Origin of the sequence: Chlamydia sp. (assembly GCF_017472245.1) — a bacterium.
Classification (GTDB): Bacteria; Chlamydiota; Chlamydiia; order Chlamydiales; family Chlamydiaceae; genus Chlamydia.
This window is the reverse complement of the sequence record NZ_JAFUQR010000008.1, coordinates 111,812-131,712: the sequence shown is the minus strand read 5'-3', so window position 1 is coordinate 131,712 and position 19,901 is coordinate 111,812. Positions and strand designations below refer to the sequence as shown.

The following is a 19,901-nucleotide window of genomic DNA, read 5'->3' as shown; positions in this document are numbered from 1 at the left end:
GGTTACTATAGGCTATTGAAGCGAAGGCAATATATTTTCTTTTGCATAGCTTAGCAGAGAGTCTTTGACTATAGAAAACATTTCTGTTTTAGAAGGGTCTATGAATGTGGGAAGAGCAAAATCCTCTGGAGCCACTTCTAGAAGGCCTAAACGGCACGCTTCTTCAAAATTCTTAGTTTCTAGAGCCCTAATGATAGGGGCAATAGGAACTGGAATGGCGGAAACTTTCTCATAAATCTCTGCGTCAATGATGGGGCGGTTTTCCCCATGCAAGTTGGTATCCATGTCCATGAACACGCGTTTTCTTTTGAAAAATCCAGAAAGATAAGTTCTTGTAACTGTAAGTTTGTTCCACCCCAGTTTTAAGAAGCTAAATGTTTCACGAATTTTAGGATTAGGGAGGAGAGTGATAGTATGATCTCTCATACCTAAAAAAGGATCTTCTTCTTGCTTACACAATCTTCCTGTGAGAGGATCTCCAGAAATCAAGCTAATGTCGTTACAAGTAAACATTTCAGGAGAAAGAAGATCTTTAAAGCTCGCTCCTTTTGCCGTAATAAGATACCTTCTTTGAGAAGGTGGGAGAGCAGAGCCTGCTAGAGCGACGATTTGTTGTCCTAAAACAAATCCTTTTAAGAATAAATGTCCTATAGATAACACTTCTTGGAAACTAATAGTGAACACAACATCTCTATCGCTTTGAATACGAGCGATATGGTGAATATGTGTTGAAGGGGATCCGGAAGGAAAAGGACCTTTTATCGTGTGTAGATGAGCTACGGATATTAGATCTTGAGTTGGCAAAGTAAGTCTATCTGTAGAAATGATGTGAGGCTTTAGTCCAAATAACTTCGCTATAGCCATAACTCCTACAGTAAAAATGTAATAACCATCTTCTTTGGAGGAAAAAAGACTAAGATGCTTTTCCACAGAAGGAGTAAATGGACGGTTGTCTGCTAAGTTAATAAAAACATCCCTGGGAGATTGCGTAGGGAGAGCGGGTATATCAAAAGGTCGTTGCTTGAAAAAAGCGAAAAGACCTTCTCTTTTAAAGATATCCAAAAGCTCCTTTTGAGATAAGGCATAGAGATCATAAGAAAATTTTGCTTGGGAAATCCCAGGCTTTTTCTTAATAATGATCTCTAAAAGAGAGCGTTTAGCTCCTCTACGAACGTCTAAAACTTCACCATCAACAGGAGAAGTAATATACGCACCCGGAAAAAGTTTATATTCTGCTAAAGGAGATCCAGCAGTTATGTGATCACCAGCAGAAACCTTCACCTTTAAAGGGAAAGGAGAAAAGGGTCTAAGGTCCACAGAAACCCGAGCAGGGTCTATTTTCCCGCAAAACCCCGATTCTTTAGGAGCACCCTTTAAAGACAGATCTAATCCACGAGAAACAACAATTTTCATATCTCGGGATTATAGAGGTTTTTATAAGGGAATCCAATTTTTTTTCTTACTTTTTTTAGAAGAAAGCGGTTTTGCTTTTTTAGGAGACTCGGATACCTTTTCCGAGGTTTCGATCCCACTAGTTACTTCTTTGATGAGCTCTTCTGTTTCTTTTTTATATTCGTCACAAGATGAGCGGATTGTTTCCAGAGCCAACCACTCTTCAGGAGAAAAGTTGTCAGGATTGTTGGCGAACACTTCCATTTGCTCGCGAGTCATTCCGGTCTGTTGGAGAATTTCTTGAGATCTTTTGTCGAGCTCTTGGATTTTTTCTTGTGTTTTTTCAATAAGCATTTGGTAGTCCAGATCACTGTCATTGGTAAGAGCAGCACCAAAAGAGGGATCAAAGTCTATTTTATAAATAGAAAGAATTTGTTTTATAGAATCTATAATTTTTTGAGCGGAATTATTTTTCATAACAAAAACTCGATCTTTTATTTAATAATAAAGTTTTTTTTGTTTTTTGTGATGTAATATTGCTCTTTTTTGTTGGTCGGCGTATATTTCCGGACTAAAAAGGGGAGCCATCGTGGATTATCTAGAAAAGCTGCAGTCCTTAATGGAAAATCATCCTTCGGATTTTTTTAGTTTGTGGGAAGAATATTGTTTTAATGACGTCGTTAAAGGGGACGAGTTAATAGTCTTACTAGAAAAAATCAAAGGCTCGACAATAGCCTCTGCTTTTGGGAAGATAGCAGAAAGCGTGATCCCCTTGTGGGAACAACTTCCTGAAGGAGAAGAAAAAGATAAAGTCCTTTCACTTATCTTTGATGTTCAAACAACAAATAGTAAGCGTTTGTTAGAGATAGGTCTTCAACAAGTCAAAAAATATGAAGGTTCTGCAAACTATAAAGAAGCATTACGGATAGTTGGATTAAGAGATGGAATCTCTTTTCCTCATTGCCTAGAACGTTTTGCTCTTCTGATGCATCTCTGCGAAGGGAACTTTGTTTTCCATCTAGGTGGATGGGGTGTTGGAGAAGTAATGAGTGTTTCTTTTCTCCAACAGAAAGTTCTTGTTGAATTTGAAGGTGTACTTACTCCTAAAGATATCTCTTTTGAAACCGCTTTTCGTATGTTAGCGCCTTTAAGGAAAGATCATTTTTTAGCAAGGCGTTTTGGGGATCCCGATGCTTTCGAGGCTTTTGCGAGAAAAGATCCCATAGCTGCGATAGAGTGTTTGTTGAAAGATTTAGGTCCTAAAAACGCAAAAGAAATTCGTGATGAGTTTGTTGAACTTGTTATTCCTGAAGAGGATTGGAGTCGGTGGTGGCAATCTGCTAAAATCAAAATGAAGAAGAATTCGCGGATTCTTGCTCCAGCAACTTCCAAAGATTCTTATGTATTTGATCCGAAAGGGTTTTCTTTTATTTCTCAATTGCAAGCTTCTTTAGGTGTAAGCAACGATGCAAACAAGAAGATAGTTTCTTGTTATACTTTTGTCAGAGATCTAGGAAGTGAGTTGAAAGACGAGGCAAACCGACAATTAATTATCAAAGAGTTAAAGTCTCTGGATTTGCAAGAGAATCCTGCCTTGTTGATGCAAAGAGCAATGATATTGTCTGAGTTTCTTGGAGAAAAAGCTCCTGAGCTAGATTGTGAAAATATAGCGCAATTATCTGAGGATCAGCTATTCGATATAGTAAGTAATATTGAGATTCTTTCTTTACAGAAAAGTTTTTTAGTTTTGATTCATTCATGTTCTCCAGTTTGGGTACCGGTGTATACGAAAATTTTTCTAACAACTACCGCGTCCATTCTTCGAGAACAAGTTTTTAAAGTTTTGAAAGCAGATAAAGAGGCTCGAGAGAATATATTAGGAAAAATTTCTGATATGATTGAGCAGCCTTTGCTTTATCCCGAGCTTTTTGTTTGGTTGTTCTTCCGAGTGGTTAATGGGGAGGATGGTTTATTTGCTGAATCAGATAAAAAAGAAATCCAGAGACAAATGCTTGCAAGCGCTTTAGAGCTTATGCATAAGGTTGCGACTACTCCTCAAAAAGATTTAGGAAAGAAATTGCATGGATTCTTGGTTGGACAACGGTTTTTAGCTTTGCGCCAGATCATAGAAGATTCTTCTATGGAATATCTTAAAGAATTTATTTTGTTATCATCCAAATGCCCACAATTCACCCAGGGGGATCTTGGGGTTTTGAGAAGCTTAGCAGAGGTTGTGCAGCCAGCGCTTAAGCGAGGGACTCCTGAAGAAGAAGAGAATGTTCTTTGGACAACATCGGATAGCTTTGCTCGCATGAAAGCAAAATTACAGTCTCTTATTGGGAAAGAGATGGTGGAAAATGCTAAGGAAATCGAGGACGCGAGAGCTTTAGGAGATTTAAGAGAGAACTCCGAATACAAGTTTGCCTTAGAAAGACGGGCAAGGTTACAAGAAGAAATTCGAGTTTTATCTGAAGAAATCAATCGAGCAAAGATTTTAACGAAAGATGCTGTTTTCGTAGATGCTGTTGGGGTTGGATGTAAGGTTGTTCTCGAGAATGAGCTAGGAGAAGAAGATTGTTATATGATATTAGGTCCTTGGGATGCGAATCCAGATCAGAAAATCTTATCGTTACAGTCGAAACTTGCTCAAGAAATGGTTGGGAAAAAGGTTGGAGAAACGGTACTATTCCAAGGTAAGAAACATAAGATAAAGAAAATTGCTTCTATATGGGATTAGAGAAGTTTGGAGCATAGCGGGGTCGAACCGCTGACCTCAACAATGCCATTGTTGCGCTCTACCAACTGAGCTAATACCCCAAAGCAAGAGACTAGAGTACCATGTTTGTACGATTTAGGACAATAAGCTGTAGTCCTACTAAAGAAAAAAGATAATAGGCGACTGTTTCGCTACATAGAGGTGTTATTGTGGGGCTTTTTGAACAGATACCTTCCTTTGCTCCGGATTCTATTCTTGGTTTAGCACAAGCTTTTCAGGAGGATCCTCGAGAAGACAAGATTAATTTGTTGTTGGGGACTTACGAGCGAGAAAAGAAACGTTACGGAGGATTTTCAAGCGTTAAAAAGGCACAGACGGTTTATTTTGATGATGAAAAAGATAAGAATTATCTTCCGATAAAGGGATCTGCAAATTTTTTGGAAGAGATAGCCGCTTTATATTTTGGAGAGATCGATGCTAATCGATGGGTTGGTGTGCAATCTATTGGTGGAACGGGGGCTTTACATCTAGGAGCTTCTGTATATGCCAAGGCTGCTTTGTCTGGTAAGGTGTATATTCCTGCTCAAACATGGGGAAACCATACCAGAATTTTTGCTCATCAGGGACTATCTGTGGAACATTATCCCTATTATGATCAAGAGACGAAAGAACTCGACCTACAGGGGTTAAAATCTACTTTGCGTGCAGCACCAGAATCATCTTTAATTCTGTTTCATTGTTGTTGTCATAATCCTACAGGAAAAGACATCCCTCTTTCCGTATGGCCTGAAATTATTGCGATCATTAAGGAACGAGACCTTATTCCTTTTTTTGATATGGCTTACTTAGGGTTTGCTTATGGGATAGAGGAAGATCGTAAACCTGTTCGTCTTTGCATAGAAGAAGGAATTCCTACTTTCGTTGCAGGAAGTTCCAGTAAGAATTTTTCTTTGTATGGTTCTCGAGTTGGTTTTTTTGGAGTGCTTCATCAAGATAAGCACGATCTAAGTAGAATACTCTCCTTTTTAGAAGAGAAGATTCGTGGGGAGTATTCTTCTCCTGCCAGAGAGGGAGCAGCTATCGTTGCCTCAATATTGGGGAATCCTTATCTAAGACAGGAGTGGGAGTTAGAATTGAATGGTATTCGCCAGTCTTTAGAAAATATGCGTGCGAATTTTGTCTTTGCAATGAGAAATATTGTGGGACATTCGTTTGATTTCATTGGATCTCAAAAAGGATTCTTTGGATATCCAGATTTCTCAAAGGAACAAGTGGTCTTTCTTAGAGAAGAGTTGGGTATTTATACGACAGCGGGTGGGCGATTCAATTTAAATGGTATTACAGATAAAAATATCAATCGTGTTACCCACGGTTTTGCTCAAGCTTATGAATACCAGCGGTCCATATCATAAACGCGTTCGATTTGCTACCTACCTTTTTGTTGCTTTTGGGATTGTGATTAGTTGGAACCTTCCTCGAAGTGTTTACGAATCGGTTCAGAGTGTGTTTGTTCGTATATGTTCTCAACTTCTTCCTGAACAAGGAACTGATGGGGAGGTCTTGGTTGAGGAGACTGGAGATTTTTTATTAAGAGAACGAATTCGTTTATTAGAAGAACGAATTTATTCTCTTGAAGAAACTCAAGAGAAACCACCTCTATTTTCTGAAATTCTATCTTCTTATTTTCGATCGCCTATCATAGGTAGGGTGATTTTTCGAGATCCTGCGCATTGGGGGAGTTCTTGTTGGATCAATATTGGAAAAGAACATGGAGTTAAGAAAAATTCTCCTGTTGTTTGCGGAAAGGTTGTTGTTGGATTAGTGGATTTTGTTGGTGAAGCGCAATCGAGAGTGCGATTGATTACAGATGTCGGAATCAAACCCTCTGTTATAGCTATTCGCGGAGAAATTCAAACTTGGGTTGTGAAAGATCAGCTTCGAACATTAGCAAGAAATGTAACTAATCTTCCAGCTTCTGCCTTTACAGATAGTGATAAGCGAAAAGCTTTACAGGTTTTGCAACAGCTAGAAAGTTCGTTACTATTGTCAGGACATAATGACTTCGCTTTACGAGGAATTGTTTGTGGTCGAGGGGATCCTATTTGGAAGCCAGAGGCATCGGTATTGAATGGTAGTGATTTTGGCTTTGTAAATGGGAAAACAGTAGAAGTTGGCGATATTCTTGTAACCACAGGTTTAGACGGAGTTTTCCCACCAGGATTACTGGTTGCCACTGTTAGTGAAGTTTTACCAAAAAGTGAAGGGGCATGCTCTTTAAACATAAAGGCCCAATCACTAGCTCCGGATTGCTCAACAGCAGATTTTTTAGTATTGCATCCAATGGATTTTAATCCTAACGATCGTCCTGATATTTTTGGGTTAATTTGGGATTAGGCGAGTCTAGTTTGGAAAAGGTTGCAAAAATCCATTGCCTTTATTATCTACTCCTCGAATAAAAATAAAAGCCATTTCTACATGCAGAGAGGAATGAAATTGGTGTAAGAATTTCTGAGCAGCTTTTTTATATAAAATTTCCTGTTTGTCTAATCCTTGGCGCTGGATATAAAAAAGAAGCTTATCAGGAGAATAACAAGAAGTTTCGTCTCCAAGAAAAGAACTTTTCCAATCTATAATAAAAAAATTTTTTTGATGCTCAAAGAATAGATCGACAATGCCTTGCCACAACTCTCCTTTTTCTTGTAAGAGAAACATTTCCTCTACACGTATTTTGTGAGGGTCTACGTCTTTCAGAGCGAAAGATCCGGAAGCAAAGGGAAGAGGTGTGGAGAATAGAGTAAGAACCTTTTCCGTAATTGTCGATTCGAAACCTTCTAAAAGCGTGTTTTTGAATAAAGATTGCGCTTTGTTGAAAATTTCTTCAAAAGAAGCACTAAAGTTCTCTGCTAACGATTCTAAAAGTTTATGAATTAGTGTTCCTGTTAGGGATCCTCCAGGAAATAGGAGGGAAGGGGAAAGATCTTGATTGGAATCAGGAAAGAAAAGCCCTTCTGTTGTGGAGGAAAAAGAATAGATAGTTCGAGATGGTTGTATGGGGAGAGAAAAGAATTCTTGTTGAGGAAGAGGTTTTGTATGGAAAGCAGGAGCGCTTTCTGGAGGTATTGCATTTGATGAGAAGAGCTTTGGAAGAGAAGAAGACAGGGTTTCTACTAATGAAGAAACACTGCTATGTTGTGTAATACAGGCGTAATTAGCAAGTGCGGAGAGCTTTTTTGCATTTACAGAGCGATTCTCTATTGGAGAAAAAGGGATGAATAAGAATTTTTTAGCTCGAGTACAGGCAACATACATTTCTCGCATATGAACAGATGTCGATTTTTCTTTAGCCTTATTGAGACTAGAACAAAAAACGACATCATATTCTAGTCCTTTAGAGGAATGGACTGTAGTAATTTTAATTACATTCTCGTCATTGGATTGAGAAGAGAAAGAAAGTTCCTCGTCATATTTACCTGTATCAAGAATACTCAGAAGATGCAGTAGTTTATGAAAAGGATTATCCGTTATTTTATCAAGATACAAGCAAAGAGCTTCCATTTCTTGGAAGATGATGTCTCCAAGAGGAGTTTGTAATAAGATTTCTCCAATTGTTTGTGTACAAACTTTTTCTCCGATCAACTTATAGAACGTAGCTAGTAAAGAGTGTTTATGGAGATACGTATTTAGCATGAAGAATAGAGAGGAAAACACTTTTAAATGTTGTTGAATATCTGAGGCAGAAAGGCGAAAAAGTCTACTAAGTAAAATAGACCGAATCTTTTGTTGGTTTTCTGGATACAGAAGAGCTTCCAATAGCAGGATAAGAAGATAAGGGGATTCTGTACGATCAAAGATTTGTTTCTCTTTGCAATAGGCCATAGGAACGGTGCTATGGGTGATCAACTTGAGAGCTTGAGGGTAGTCTTGTACTAAAACAGCCATATTCCCAAAAGGAATAGCACATGTGGTGCGTAGATAAGAGGCTGTTTTTGCAATCCACAAAGCTTCTTCTTGGATAGTTTGCGTAGCAAAAAAATGAATGGGGCTAAACTCTGTGTAGGAGGCTTCTGTATTTCCTTTAGAATGTAAAGGGTGATAAAGAATATTTTGAGGAGTCTTTAAAAATGGTTGGGGAAGAGAAAATAAGTGATTGAGTGCTTGCATGAGTTGGGGAGTAGAGCGGTAGTTGGTATCCAAGAGGAGTTGAGATTCTTTAGAAAAAGAATGTTTCGCTTGGAGATATGTAGGAAGATCTGCGTTTCTCCATTCATAAATCGATTGTTTAGGGTCTCCGATAAGGAAGAGGGACCCAGAATAATCAGAGGAAGCAAAGAGTTTGGAGAAGATTTGCCATTGACGTTTGTCAGTGTCTTGGAATTCATCGATCAACACTAGCTGAAATTGATTACGTAGTTGAGTTACAACATGATCATTATTAGCAAGTAGGGACGCCAGAGTCGTAATGCTTTCATCATGAGAATATGATGGCGAATAATGTGTTTTTAAGTGTTGTTGCACATGTTTAAGCAGTGTATGGAAAATGGAATCCTTTTGACAGAATGGATAAGCCAGTTGTACCCAATCTTGGATCAAAGGGTCTAAGGGAGAGAAAGGGGATCCTAATTTTTTTTTGTTTCGGTTTTCGTTATGAAATTTCTGAGCCATTCCTGGAAAAAAAAGAATATCTAAGGAATTGGGGCTGGTTTCAAATTTCTGAACAAAATCGGGAAGTTCGTGTTCGATGGATAGATCACGGTGTTTGAAACGGAGAGCGAATTGTTCTAATTCTTCAAAAGCAAGAGGAGCAAGATCTGCGTATTTCGCAGCCCAGGTCTTCAGTCTTTGAAGAGTATGCGAGAGAGGAGGAAGAGCAAGATTAGGAGTAGAAGAATAGTCTTGAAGAAGCTTTTCTGTAATATGGCGAGTTTTTTGTGTCGTGGCTCGATAGGAGTAGGATAAGAAAGCATATTGTTTAGGAGTTAGTACGGCTTCCCAAAGATGTTTGCGTAGGTAATCTAGTATATGTTGTTGTATGGTTTGGGGTTCTGAGAAAATCGAAGAAGAATGAGAAGATTGTTCCCAAGGAAAGTATTGCTCTAGGGTAAAACGGCAAAATCCATGAATTGTGAAAATGTTCATTTCATCCAAAGTTGCTAGACTATTACGGATCTTGATGTAAAGCTGTTTTACTTTGGTGCGAGAAGAAGAGAGATAAGGGGGAAGAGGGGTATCAGGACAAGAGAGGGCTTCAGAGAAAAGGCTTAAGGCTTGTTTGAGACTTGCTTGAATGCGTAACTTTAACTCATTGGTTGCGGCATTGGTGAATGTAACTACAAGAATGTTCTTAGTTTGTTCCACTGACCCTTCCAATAAGGAACGAAGAATAACTTGCTCTATTGTGAAAGTTTTCCCAGTACCTGCAGAGGCTTCAAGGAAAAATTTTCCGGAAACAGAAGTGTTTGGAGAAAAAACGTCAAAAGAGCTCATGGTAGTTTTATTGTATATCCGGGTTTACAAAGAGAGCAAGAAGCTGGGTAAGAATTTCTGTAGAAAGAGCTGAGCAGATTTCCTCTGTATCGCGATTGTGAAACAACCAGAAGCTATTTGCCAGAGGATCTTCTTCATTATCCAATAATTTTTTTATGAGAGAAGGCGCTGTATCGGTTTTCTTGAGATATTCCCAGGCTTGTGCGGAAAGAAGGGGAACCGCATGGTTTTGTATGTACTCGTACAGACTCAGTACACGAAGAAGATAGGCTTCTGGAGAGCAGAAAGGAGGTTGTATGGGTTCAATAGCATAGGGAGTCACGCGGAGAACAGTCGCTTCTTTGGGAAGAAGTTGTGTAAATTGAAGCATTGCTAAGGAGAGATAAGATTCGAGATAGGATTCAAGCTCGAACAAGTCTCTAGGGAAACCCTGTTTTTTATTGTTTTTTTTAAAAGTTTCTCCAGGAAGCATGGAGAATAAATACACTCCTTGTGAGCAAACCCCGCGAACGTCCCCTTGAAGATATACGGTTTTTTGGTTGAGAGCAAGGGAAATAGGGGGGACGTGCTTATCGTGAGGACTTTTAAGGTCATGGAAGAGCTGGTGAGAAAAGATTACAGAAAAAGGAGCCGTCAACGGATCTTCTTGTAAAGTCTCTAACCGTTGATTTATCGAATCTTGTACTTGAGTATATAAGGATTCGGTGAATGCAGAAAGATAGTTAGTCGTGGGAAGCGGGGATCGGGAAGACAGATGGTGATCCCAAAAGGCTTTTGCATCGTAAGGACTAGGAAATACTTTTTCAGATTTTGAGAAGACAGATTTAGGATGAAAAGAAAAGCCATGTTGAGTGTTTAGGAAAACATTAAGTGGATCTTTGAATGCCTTGATAAGATGTTTGAGGGATATATAAGTAGGAATAGGTTGTGTCTCAGAAGTAGTAAAAAGAGAAGGTGCTTTGTTTTGTAAAGATGAAACCTGGGCCATACGGTAGTAGGTGTGATAAGACTGATGTAATGGCTGAGAAGAAAAGTTATCTTTTGCATAGAGTTTCCCAGAAAGAATCTCCTCTCGGATAGGTACAGCATCTAATAAATGTTTGAGAGCAGAATTGGGTAAAGCGGGATTTTTTGAAGAGGAAAGATAACTAATATGTAGCTGATGTTTAGTAGAAACGATCGTTTGCAGGAAATGTAGATGATCTTCATCTTCTGTAGAAGAAAAAAGCAAGTCTTCCTGCATGAGCGAAGGATCTATCAGAAAACTTGTATCTAAAGAGAGATCTCTTTTATTAGCGCCAAGAATGAAGGTATAGCCTTTAGGGATTAGGCTGAGACTATTCAAAGACCCAACAAACGGTCCCGGCTGATTATATAGTTGGCTGTGACCAGGAATATGTGAAAGAAAATCTAAGCAAAATTCTGAGAAAATAGTTAAGGAGCAGATAGAGTTTGTAAAAGCTTGTAAAGTTTTCGATAGAGAAACAAGAAGAGAAAGTTCTTCTGTAGATAGGAAAAAGATCTTTTTCAAAGAGGAAAAGATGACTTCTAGATGTTTCTCATAGGTCTTATCCCCGGAGTCTGTATAGTTAGCAGTGAGTTCTTGTAATGTATCAAGAAGGGGAATAATGATTTCCCAGGTTTCTGTTTCGTTCACACTTCCTGTATCATCGATGAAAGGATATTCATCCAAAATGTGATGCATGAGTTGGGTGAGTAGAGGTGCTTTTTGTGATAAAGATTTCCAGTAGTCAGAAAGTTTCTGTGTAATGAAGCCGATTTTCGTAGTTTCTAAAGGGATAAGCAGGTGAGGATGGGTTAGGATGCGTAATAGATCATTTAGAGAACCTTTAGAGAATAGAAAAGAAAATATTAGGAATAATTTGCTTCTCAGATCGCATGTTTGAGTCTTTTCAGTTTTAGTTTGGTATAGGGGAAGGTGCGGTTCAAAAATACCTTTTAAGAGAGTTTCGTACTTAGAGATGTTAGAAGAAACGATAAATATTTCATGTGCAGGAACTCCTGAGTGAAGGAGCTGGGAGATAATAGAAAATAATTCGTGGACTTCTCGGAAGGCAGAAGACGCTTGTCGTACGAAAATAGTTTGAGGTGATTGAGCAAAGAGCTTTTGATCTATGGGTTGTAGATGGAAAAAGCTATCTTTTACGATTTCTAAGGAAGAATTTTTTCCACAAGGTTGAAAGAGCTCTTCATAGGGAACGCTATAGTCCAAAAAGAAGTTTTGTAAAGATTGAGAGCGGTGAGCAAGGTTTGCCAATAAGGCTAACCGATCATTTAACACGTATTTTTCCCAAGTCTCTTGGTGAGGTTCTGGAATTTTAGGAGAGAGCAGAGCCATAGCCTTATCAGACAGTAAATCTCCGAAATAGGCTGCACTGGGGGAAAAACAATAAAAATGTACGGGAAAATGTTTGCCTAAAGCAATGAAAAAGGAAGCAACATGCTGGGGGAGTTGTGGGTATCCAAAAATATGGAGAGAACAAGGATATTTGGGAGGATAGGTTAGGATTGAAGAGAAGATCGTTTCTAAAGGAGTATATGTACTTTTTAACTGTGAAAACAGATGTTGGTAGTATGCATTATTAGTCGAAGGTTCTTGGGAAAACGTGTAAAATTTTTTAAAAATAGAAGAAAGTTTTTGCAGATGCGCATAAGAAACTTCTGAAGAAGAAGTGAAAAAAGACTCTTGTAAGAGATGATAAATCGTGAGTGGTAAAGTAATGTGATCAGGAGTTGAGCGGTCAGCAAAAGGCGTCCCAGAGAATAAGTATTTGACAAAAGCATCGAAAGAGGCAAAAATATGCGTCCCCATGAAGATGTGATTGGATGAAGCCTTTACCAATTCTCTTCGTAGCCAGTGATCTGTGTCTGAGCTCGGCACCAGGATCCATCGTTTTGTCATGGGAGTTTGGTTGATAGAGAACAGGTCTTGAGCAAGTTTAGCCAGAAGAACTTCTGGGTGGTTGCTAAACGTTGCTTGGCTGTGAGATAGTTCATTCATTGGTTGCATTCATGAATATTACTGCAAGGAAACGATCTTTCCGGGCATTGGTCGTTACACATTTTCTTACGATTATAAACGACAATCTCTATAAGTTTCTGTTAGTTTTTTTCTTATTGGAGGGAAAAAATTTAGAAGAGAATGCCAAGATCCTCTCTTTGGTTAGTTTCTTTTTTGCTCTCCCTTACATCCTACTGGCACCTTTCTCGGGTAGTTTGGCAGATCGGTTTCAAAAACGGAATATTATTTTGTTAACCCGTGTTGTCGAAATCATCTGTGCCATTTTAGGTGTTTTCTTCTTCCACATCAATTCGGTAATGGGGGGTTATACTGTTTTGGTATTGATGGCTTGTCATTCCGCCATTTTTGGTCCGGCAAAAATGGGTATACTACCAGAAATGCTTCCTATAGAAGAGCTATCAAAAGCAAATGGAATGATGACTGCAGCTACATATTCAGGGAGTATTCTAGGGTCGTGCTTAGCACCACTCATGGTTGATTTAACTCAAGATTTTGTTACGAATAGTTATGAGTTGTCGGTTTGTTTTTGTGTTGTATCTTCAATTTTGAGCTTATTTATCGCCTTTGGGATTCGTGCAAGCAATGTAAAAAATAAAAGACAGAAAATCACATATGTGAGTTTTAAAAATCTTTGGACCGTCTTTCAGGAAACCCGTAAGATAGCTTACCTTACGGTTTCTGTGTTTTTTGTCGCTTTCTTCCTTTTCGTTGGTGCGTATGTCCAATTGCAGATTATTCCTTTTGTAGAGTTTACCCTGGGATATTCGAAACATTATGGAGCTTATCTATTTCCTATAGTAGCTGTAGGAATGGGAGTGGGCTCTTATATGGCGGGTTGGTTGTCTGGAAAAGACATCAAGCTAGGGTTTTCCCCCCTAGCTTCGTTAGGGGTTGGCTTTTCTATGATGGTCCTTTGTTTATTCTCGTTTTCGATAACCGCAGTTCTTATTCTTCTTTTTTGTTTAGGCCTTTTTGGCGGAATCTATCAAGTTCCCTTACATGCGTATATCCAGCTTGTCAGTCCTGAGCACAAAAGGGGTCAGGTATTAGCTTTAAATAATTTTTTAGATTTTTTAGGCGTTTTAATGGCTGCTGGGGTTGTTCGTTTGTTAGGGTCGGGTCTGCGCTTAACTCCAGATCAAAGTTTCCTTTATATGGGAGCGTTGGTTGTGAGTTTTGCAATACTTTCTCTTTGGCTATTCAAAGAACATGTGTATCGTTTGCTTTTAACTCGAGTGCTAGGTAGACAGCTGAGGAAAAGTTTTTCTGCTCCTAAAGCAGAAAAAGTATGTTGCTTTTTTGCATCCGCTACTTCCTATAAGGAGGCACGCCGTATTCTTGCATTATTTCCTAAAACATTACGTAGTCGTGTGTTTATCTTAGACAAAAAACTACAGCCGGGGTGGACCTCTTATTTAATCCCTCATTTTGTGACCACTATTTTCTCGTATGGGGTTGAAGGACAAGCTTTTTCTTCTTGGATAGATCGACAAGTGGAAGAGGTTGGTGCGCTATTGAAAAAACAGCCTTCTTTAGGCATTGTTTGTTTAGGGGATCAGGTCCAAAGTCAGCTTTTCTTTACTCAATTGAAACAGGCTGGGCTATCAGTGCAATATGTGCAACTAGTTCAGGATACCGGTCCTCAGTATTCTTTGCTTGTATCTCAGTAATTTCTAAGATAATTCATAGCTTTTAAGTGAAGTAACTTTGATAAATTTGTCGCCACCGGATACTTTTGAGCTTTTCCTTTCTAGCGAAGTCTTCTAGCACTGCTGTAGGTTGTGTGGCAAAAAAACGGATTTCCTTGTCTGTTAGGCGCAGAAGTACCCAAAGTGGTTCTATGCCTAAAAGCTTGCGGATTTTTTTCTTGGCTTTATGAAAAAGGCTTTGAGTTCGGAATAATCGAGAGAAAAAGAAAATGTTGGGAGAGAATATGCAAGCAAGGCCTATCAAAGGGACCCAAGGAAGCAAGAGAGCTCCGAATAATACAAAAAATAGAAAGAAATGTGTTTCATCTGCGGAACGGAACAATGGTCCGAAAAATCTTCTCCACCAACGTTTGGAAGTGCTATAAGCAAGCACTTCTTCAAAAATGGGCTCATAAAATTTCATGCGTACAGCATGAACTGCTTCATGAGACAACACCTCATCCTTGGAAAAAAAACCAAACCAAAAAGGAGAGCGTTGAAATCGTTTTCGTAGTTGAATCGTTACTCTATGATCTGTGATCCAAGTACATCCTGCTTCCCAGGCATCAAGGCTTTCATTAGAGTAGGTAACTTCTAGGAAAAAAGGATGAATATCAAATAGTTTTTGTAGTTCAAGGGGGAAAGTGGTTGGGTGAAGAGGAGCTTCATCTAATGTTTTTTCTACTCGTAGAAAAAACGCTTGTTTTTCTTCTCCAGGACCAGCAATGAAACCTTCTTTATTGAGTTGCAGCAAATCATCGTAGGAATCCGAGGAAGACGAGAGAAATTCAAGTGTGTTCAAGGCTGATCCCAAGAGTTTTAGTCTGCAATGAAGACTCGTTACGCTGCTTTCTTATGTGCTAGCTTAGACTTTACCATACGTAAGTATAGGTTTTTTGCCAAAGGATAGCGGAGATCTGAAGTTTTTGTAGGATGGGAATTTTGTTGGCGGGTAGAGCTCTCAGAGGCTTTTGGTTATAGAGTTGTAAAAGTCTGCGATGAGAGGAGTAAATGTCCTTGACATTTTCCTTAGACCCAATATCATTGGGCTCCGGGAAAGATTGCTATCCTGCAAAATCTTGCTGCAGTTGGAAGGTTCTGTATAACTGTTTTGAAAAAAGTCATTAACTGTTGGGCTTTTTGCAGAGAAACTATCTGGAAAGCTTAGCGGGCTTTTTCTCAGCAGCTCTTCGATCCAATTTTGTTGTTGAAAGTCTTTGCAAAGACTTCTCATTAAGACTTTAAGGTACGAGATCGTGCGGTTGAGGTTATGAGAAGAAGATGGATCCCTCATGTGATTGATCTATAAGTACATTTCTTTTGCCTCAAAAAGGTGGAAGATCCAGAGAAGTATCCATTGCGAGGGAATCTTGGGGTTAGCTTCGGACTGGATGGTCCTAAGCTGCAAAGATGGTGTTTGCTTGTGGTAATTCTTATTGACATAAGAAACTTTCGAAATGATGAAAGGGATAGAATTTCCTTTCGTTGTTTAGTTAAGCTCTTTGCTAATAAACATGAGTGCGAAGAATCGTAATTTTCTAAAAAAGAATAACTAATGCAAAAAGATTTTTGGAAAGGAATCGAAATAAGAAAAAGGTAAATGAAGAGGGACTAATATAATCGTATAAGAAAAGGTTCTTTTTTTTTAAAAAAAGCTTTTGTGCGAAAGACCAGGATCCCGATTGTTGGCATTGGTATATGAAAAAATCCTTAATCATCGTTGAGTCCCCAGCTAAGATTAAAACTCTAAGGAAGTTATTAGGAGAAGGGTTTATTTTTGACTCCTCTTTAGGGCATATTGTCGATCTTCCTGCAAAAGGGTTTGGTATTGATATTGAAAATGGATTTATTCCGGATTACCAAATTTTAGAGGGAAAAGAAGACGTCATTCGGAAAATTTGTGCGGAAGCAAAAAACTGTGATGTTGTTTATCTGGCTCCTGATCCAGACCGGGAAGGAGAAGCTATAGCGTGGCATATTGCCAATCAACTGCCAAAAAATACAAAAATTCAACGTATTTCTTTCAATGCGATTACGAAAAGTGCTGTTACAGAAGCATTGAAACATCCGAGAGCTATTGATATGGCTTTAGTGAATGCGCAGCAGGCACGACGGTTTCTTGATCGCATAGTGGGATATAAAATTTCTCCTATCTTAGGTCGTAAGCTGCAACGTTGGTCTGGAATTTCCGCTGGTAGAGTGCAGTCTGTAGCTTTAAAATTAGTTGTCGATCGCGAATATGCTATAGAGAAGTTCGTTCCTGTCGAGTTTTGGAATATCCGTGTACATCTCAAAGATCCTAAAAGTGAAAAGGCTTTTTGGGCTCATTTACATTCTGTAAATGGGAAAAAATGGGAAAAGGAAATTCCAGAAGGAAAAACTCCAGAAGAAGTTACTTTAATTAACTCTAAAGAGAAAGCAGATCAAATTGTTGTTCTATTAGAATCTGCTAAGTATTTTGTAGACCGTGTAGAGTCTAAAGAGAAAAAACGGCACGCATATCCGCCATTCATTACTTCCACTTTACAGCAGGAAGCTAGCCGTCACTATCGCTTTTCTTCTTCCAGAACCATGAATATTGCCCAGACCTTGTATGAAGGAGTAGATTTAGATAATCATGGTACAGTGGGATTAATTACCTACATGAGAACAGATTCAGTTCGGACTGATCCTGAAGCAGTAAAACAAGTGCGCAATTACATTAAAAATAGTTTTGGAGAAGAATATGTCCCTCCTTCTCCAAATGTATATGCCTCAAAAAAAATGGCTCAAGATGCTCATGAAGCCATACGTCCTACGGATGTTTCTTTAACTCCAGATGCTGTTCGTAGTAAGTTAACAGACGATCAATATAAGCTTTACGCCCTGATATGGAAGCGTTTTATAGCTTCGCAAATGACATCTGCGATTTATGATACTCTTACTATTCGTATTACGACGAATAAAAAGATTGATCTGCGGGCGACGGGATCTTGTTTGAAGTTTAAAGGGTTCTTAGCTGTCTATGAGGAGAAAACAGATGAGGAAGGAGAAGAAGAAGAAAATATTCATCTTCCAAAGCTTCTGGAGCAGGATGCACTTGATAAGGAAAAAGTAGAAGCAGAGCAATCACATACCAAACCTTTACCACGTTTTACAGAGGCTTCTTTAGTTAAGGAGTTAGAAAAATCAGGAATAGGGAGACCTTCCACCTATGCCACTATCATGAATAAGATTCAGAGTCGGGAGTATACCTTGAAAGAAGGGCAAAGATTGCGTCCTACCGAACTTGGAAAGGTCGTATGTCAATTCTTGGAGACAAATTTCCCTCGTATCATGGATATCGGTTTCACGGCCAAGATGGAAGATGAGTTGGAACTGATCGCCGATAACAAAAAACCCTGGAAGCAGTTATTACAAGAATTTTGTGAATTGTTCCTGCCTTTTGTTGTTACTGCTGAGAAAGAAGCGTTTATTCCTCGCATTGTGACAGAAATGGATTGCCCAAAATGTCATAAGGGGAAATTAGTGAAGATTTGGGCTAAAAATCGATACTTCTTTGGCTGTTCCGAATATCCAGCTTGTGATTACAAAACTTCAGAAGAAGAACTGACGTTTGATAAAAATGAATACGCTGAAGATACTCCCTGGGATGCTCCTTGTGCTCTTTGTGGAGGACACATGAAGGTTCGACATGGAAAATTCGGAAGCTTTTTAGGCTGCGAGAATTATCCACAATGTCACCACATTATAAATCTTTTTAAGAAAGGGGAAGTTGGTTCTGAGCCTGAAGAAATGGTAGGATGCCCTGCAGAAGGTTGCTCTGGCCATCTTGTTAAAAGAAGATCTCGATTTAATAAAATGTTTTACTCTTGCTCGGAATATCCTTCTTGTAGCGTGATTGGGAACACTATAGACGCAGTTCTTGAAAAATATACAGGAACACAGAAGACTCCGTACGAGAAGAAACCGAAGAAGAAGAAAGTAGCTTCTACTAAAAAAGGAAAAGAAAGCAAAATAACGAAGAAACCAGCACTCTCGAAAAAACGAACTGTTCCCACTTACATGCCCTCTGCAGCCTTAGCTGCTGTGATTGGTCCAGATCTTGTAAGCCTTCCAGAGGCTACAAAAAAGATCTGGGCATATATTAAAGCTAATGGATTACAATCCCTCGATAACAAAAGAGTTATTGTCCCAGATAGTAAGTTGAAAGGAGTTATAGGGGAAGAGCCCATTGATATGTTCGCCTTATCAAAAAAATTGAGCGCCAATTTAATAAAAGGAGAATAGGTGGTCTTTTTTCTATTCAGAAAAGAGTTCTTCAACCTCTTCCTGGGGTTCTTCAAAATTTTCAATAAGTTGATAGATTTCCTTTGCTGAAGAAGCTTTGGCTAAACCTGCGCGCAAAGAACGTACTTTAGGAGAAAGTATTAAGTAATAGCCGCAAAGTTTTCGCGTGTCTGTTAATAGTTTTTCTTCGCTTTGGTAATACTCCTCTATCCATTGTAAATGCTGTATGAAAGCTTGTTTTCTCATGGAGAAGGAAGGAGTGGAGTATGTCCCTGTCGTTAGGTAATCTTCTATTTGCTTCCCAATCCAAGGAGCTCCCATAGTACCTCGAGCAACAAGGATTCCATCGCAAAGAGTGGTTTCTAGCATAGTTTTAGCGGCCTCTGGGGAGAAAACATCTCCGTTTCCGAAAACAGGAAAATGATTACCTGCAGCTTGTTTTGCTTGTGAAATAAAATCTAAGTTACTGGGCCCGTTATATCCTTGCGAACGGGTTCTTCCATGTACAAAGACAGCGCTAGCACCACTTTCTTTGATAATACGGACGGTTTCTTCAACGTTAATATGTTCGAAATCCCAGCCAGAACGGATTTTAACAGTTACAGGAAGAGAAACAGCCTCTACCATCTTCTCAATGACTTTGCCTATTAGCTCTGGAGTTTTAAGCATTCCGGAACCGCTACCATCTTTAGTAATGCGGTCTGTGGGGCATCCACAGTTAAGATCTATGAGATCAAATCCTAAATCCTCTAGTACTTTTGCAGATTCTCCAGCAAGCTCCGGGCGGCTACCACAGAGTTGGCCACCGATAGGGCGCATAGATTCTGAAAAATCTAGTAGACGTAACGTTCGTTTAGGACAGTAGTGCAGCCCCTCCATTTTAACCATTTCGCAAAACATGAGTGCGGGATGGTATTGGGCTGACATACGGCGATAGGGGTAATCAGAAAATCCGGCTAAAGGGGCGTAAACTATCGGGGATTTGAGAGGAAGATTTTTTATAAAAATTGTAGAAGCCATGGTGATTGAAACACATTCAAAACAATGAAATGTAAAATTTTTAGAATCATGAAAGGAAGAATTCCAAGACAAAGGAGAGCAATCATTGGGCTAATGTCGATAAATCCTATGCGAGGTACAAATTTATGAAAAATACGGAGATATGGGGTTACCCAACGACGAATGACTCGATACCACTGCATATTGTGGCATTCTGGCAGCCAAGAACAAAGAACGTAAATTAGAATTAAAAAACTATAAATATTAACTGCAGTTCTAAGCAAATAAGAAAGCATTTTAAAACTTTGTT

At 39.0% G+C, this 19,901-nt stretch carries 12 protein-coding genes and 1 tRNA gene; 5 read left to right on the top strand and 8 right to left on the bottom strand.

Going from position 1 to position 19,901, the window contains the following annotated elements; all coding sequences use genetic code 11:
* Positions 1-12: 12 nt before the first annotated feature.
* Positions 13-1,413, bottom strand: coding sequence for a Na(+)-translocating NADH-quinone reductase subunit A (locus IJ490_RS03630; protein ID WP_291894259.1), 1,401 nt, complete (start codon positions 1,411-1,413; stop codon positions 13-15).
* A gap of 21 nt (positions 1,414-1,434) precedes the next feature.
* The gene (locus tag IJ490_RS03625) at positions 1,435-1,869 is read right to left on the bottom strand and encodes a hypothetical protein (RefSeq protein ID WP_291894257.1); all 435 of its coding nucleotides are present in this window, start codon (positions 1,867-1,869) and stop codon (positions 1,435-1,437) included.
* A 112-nt stretch (positions 1,870-1,981) separates the two neighbouring features.
* Between IJ490_RS03625 and IJ490_RS03620 the strand changes: the two genes are divergently transcribed.
* A complete protein-coding gene (locus IJ490_RS03620; RefSeq protein WP_291894254.1) occupies positions 1,982-4,129 on the top strand; it encodes a GreA/GreB family elongation factor in 2,148 nt (715 codons plus the stop codon).
* Positions 4,130-4,136: 7 nt separating this feature from the next.
* Here the strand turns inward: IJ490_RS03620 and IJ490_RS03615 are convergent.
* Positions 4,137-4,209: transfer RNA gene (locus IJ490_RS03615), tRNA-Ala, on the bottom strand.
* A gap of 108 nt (positions 4,210-4,317) precedes the next feature.
* Here IJ490_RS03615 and IJ490_RS03610 point away from each other — a divergent pair.
* Positions 4,318-5,520, top strand: coding sequence for an aromatic amino acid transaminase (locus IJ490_RS03610; protein WP_291894251.1), 1,203 nt, complete (start codon positions 4,318-4,320; stop codon positions 5,518-5,520).
* Positions 5,495-6,502, top strand: coding sequence for a rod shape-determining protein MreC (locus IJ490_RS03605; protein ID WP_291894699.1), 1,008 nt, complete (start codon positions 5,495-5,497; stop codon positions 6,500-6,502). Before IJ490_RS03610 ends, IJ490_RS03605 begins: the two co-directional genes overlap by 26 nt.
* Positions 6,503-6,508: 6 nt before the next feature.
* On the opposite strand, the gene recB is transcribed toward IJ490_RS03605, so the two are convergent.
* Both recB and IJ490_RS03595 read right to left on the bottom strand, forming a co-directional pair.
* Entirely contained in the window at positions 6,509-9,592 is a 3,084-nt protein-coding gene (gene recB, locus IJ490_RS03600; protein ID WP_291894248.1) for an exodeoxyribonuclease V subunit beta, read from the bottom strand.
* 7 nt (positions 9,593-9,599) lie between these two features.
* The gene (locus IJ490_RS03595; protein ID WP_291894245.1) at positions 9,600-12,614 is read right to left on the bottom strand and encodes an exodeoxyribonuclease V subunit gamma; all 3,015 of its coding nucleotides are present in this window, start codon (positions 12,612-12,614) and stop codon (positions 9,600-9,602) included.
* Positions 12,615-12,625: 11 nt separating this feature from the next.
* Between IJ490_RS03595 and IJ490_RS03590 the strand changes: the two genes are divergently transcribed.
* A complete protein-coding gene (locus IJ490_RS03590) occupies positions 12,626-14,305 on the top strand; it encodes an MFS transporter (protein ID WP_291894242.1) in 1,680 nt (559 codons plus the stop codon).
* A 22-nt stretch (positions 14,306-14,327) separates the two neighbouring features.
* Here the strand turns inward: IJ490_RS03590 and IJ490_RS03585 are convergent, their stop codons facing one another.
* Complete coding sequence (locus IJ490_RS03585; protein WP_291894239.1) at positions 14,328-15,137, bottom strand: hypothetical protein; 810 nt, start codon at positions 15,135-15,137, stop codon at positions 14,328-14,330.
* An 884-nt stretch (positions 15,138-16,021) separates the two neighbouring features.
* On the opposite strand from IJ490_RS03585, the gene topA reads away from it, so the two are divergent.
* Entirely contained in the window at positions 16,022-18,592 is a 2,571-nt protein-coding gene (gene topA, locus IJ490_RS03580; protein ID WP_291894236.1) for a type I DNA topoisomerase, read from the top strand.
* 12 nt (positions 18,593-18,604) lie between these two features.
* Here the strand turns inward: topA and dusB are convergent, their stop codons facing one another.
* Both dusB and IJ490_RS03570 read right to left on the bottom strand, forming a co-directional pair.
* Complete coding sequence (gene dusB, locus IJ490_RS03575) at positions 18,605-19,612, bottom strand: tRNA dihydrouridine synthase DusB (RefSeq protein WP_291894232.1); 1,008 nt, start codon at positions 19,610-19,612, stop codon at positions 18,605-18,607.
* Positions 19,591-19,887 (bottom strand): YggT family protein, encoded by a 297-nt coding sequence (locus tag IJ490_RS03570; protein ID WP_291894229.1) that lies wholly within the window; start codon positions 19,885-19,887, stop codon positions 19,591-19,593. The genes dusB and IJ490_RS03570 overlap by 22 nt, the downstream gene beginning before the upstream one ends.
* Positions 19,888-19,901 lie beyond the last annotated feature (14 nt).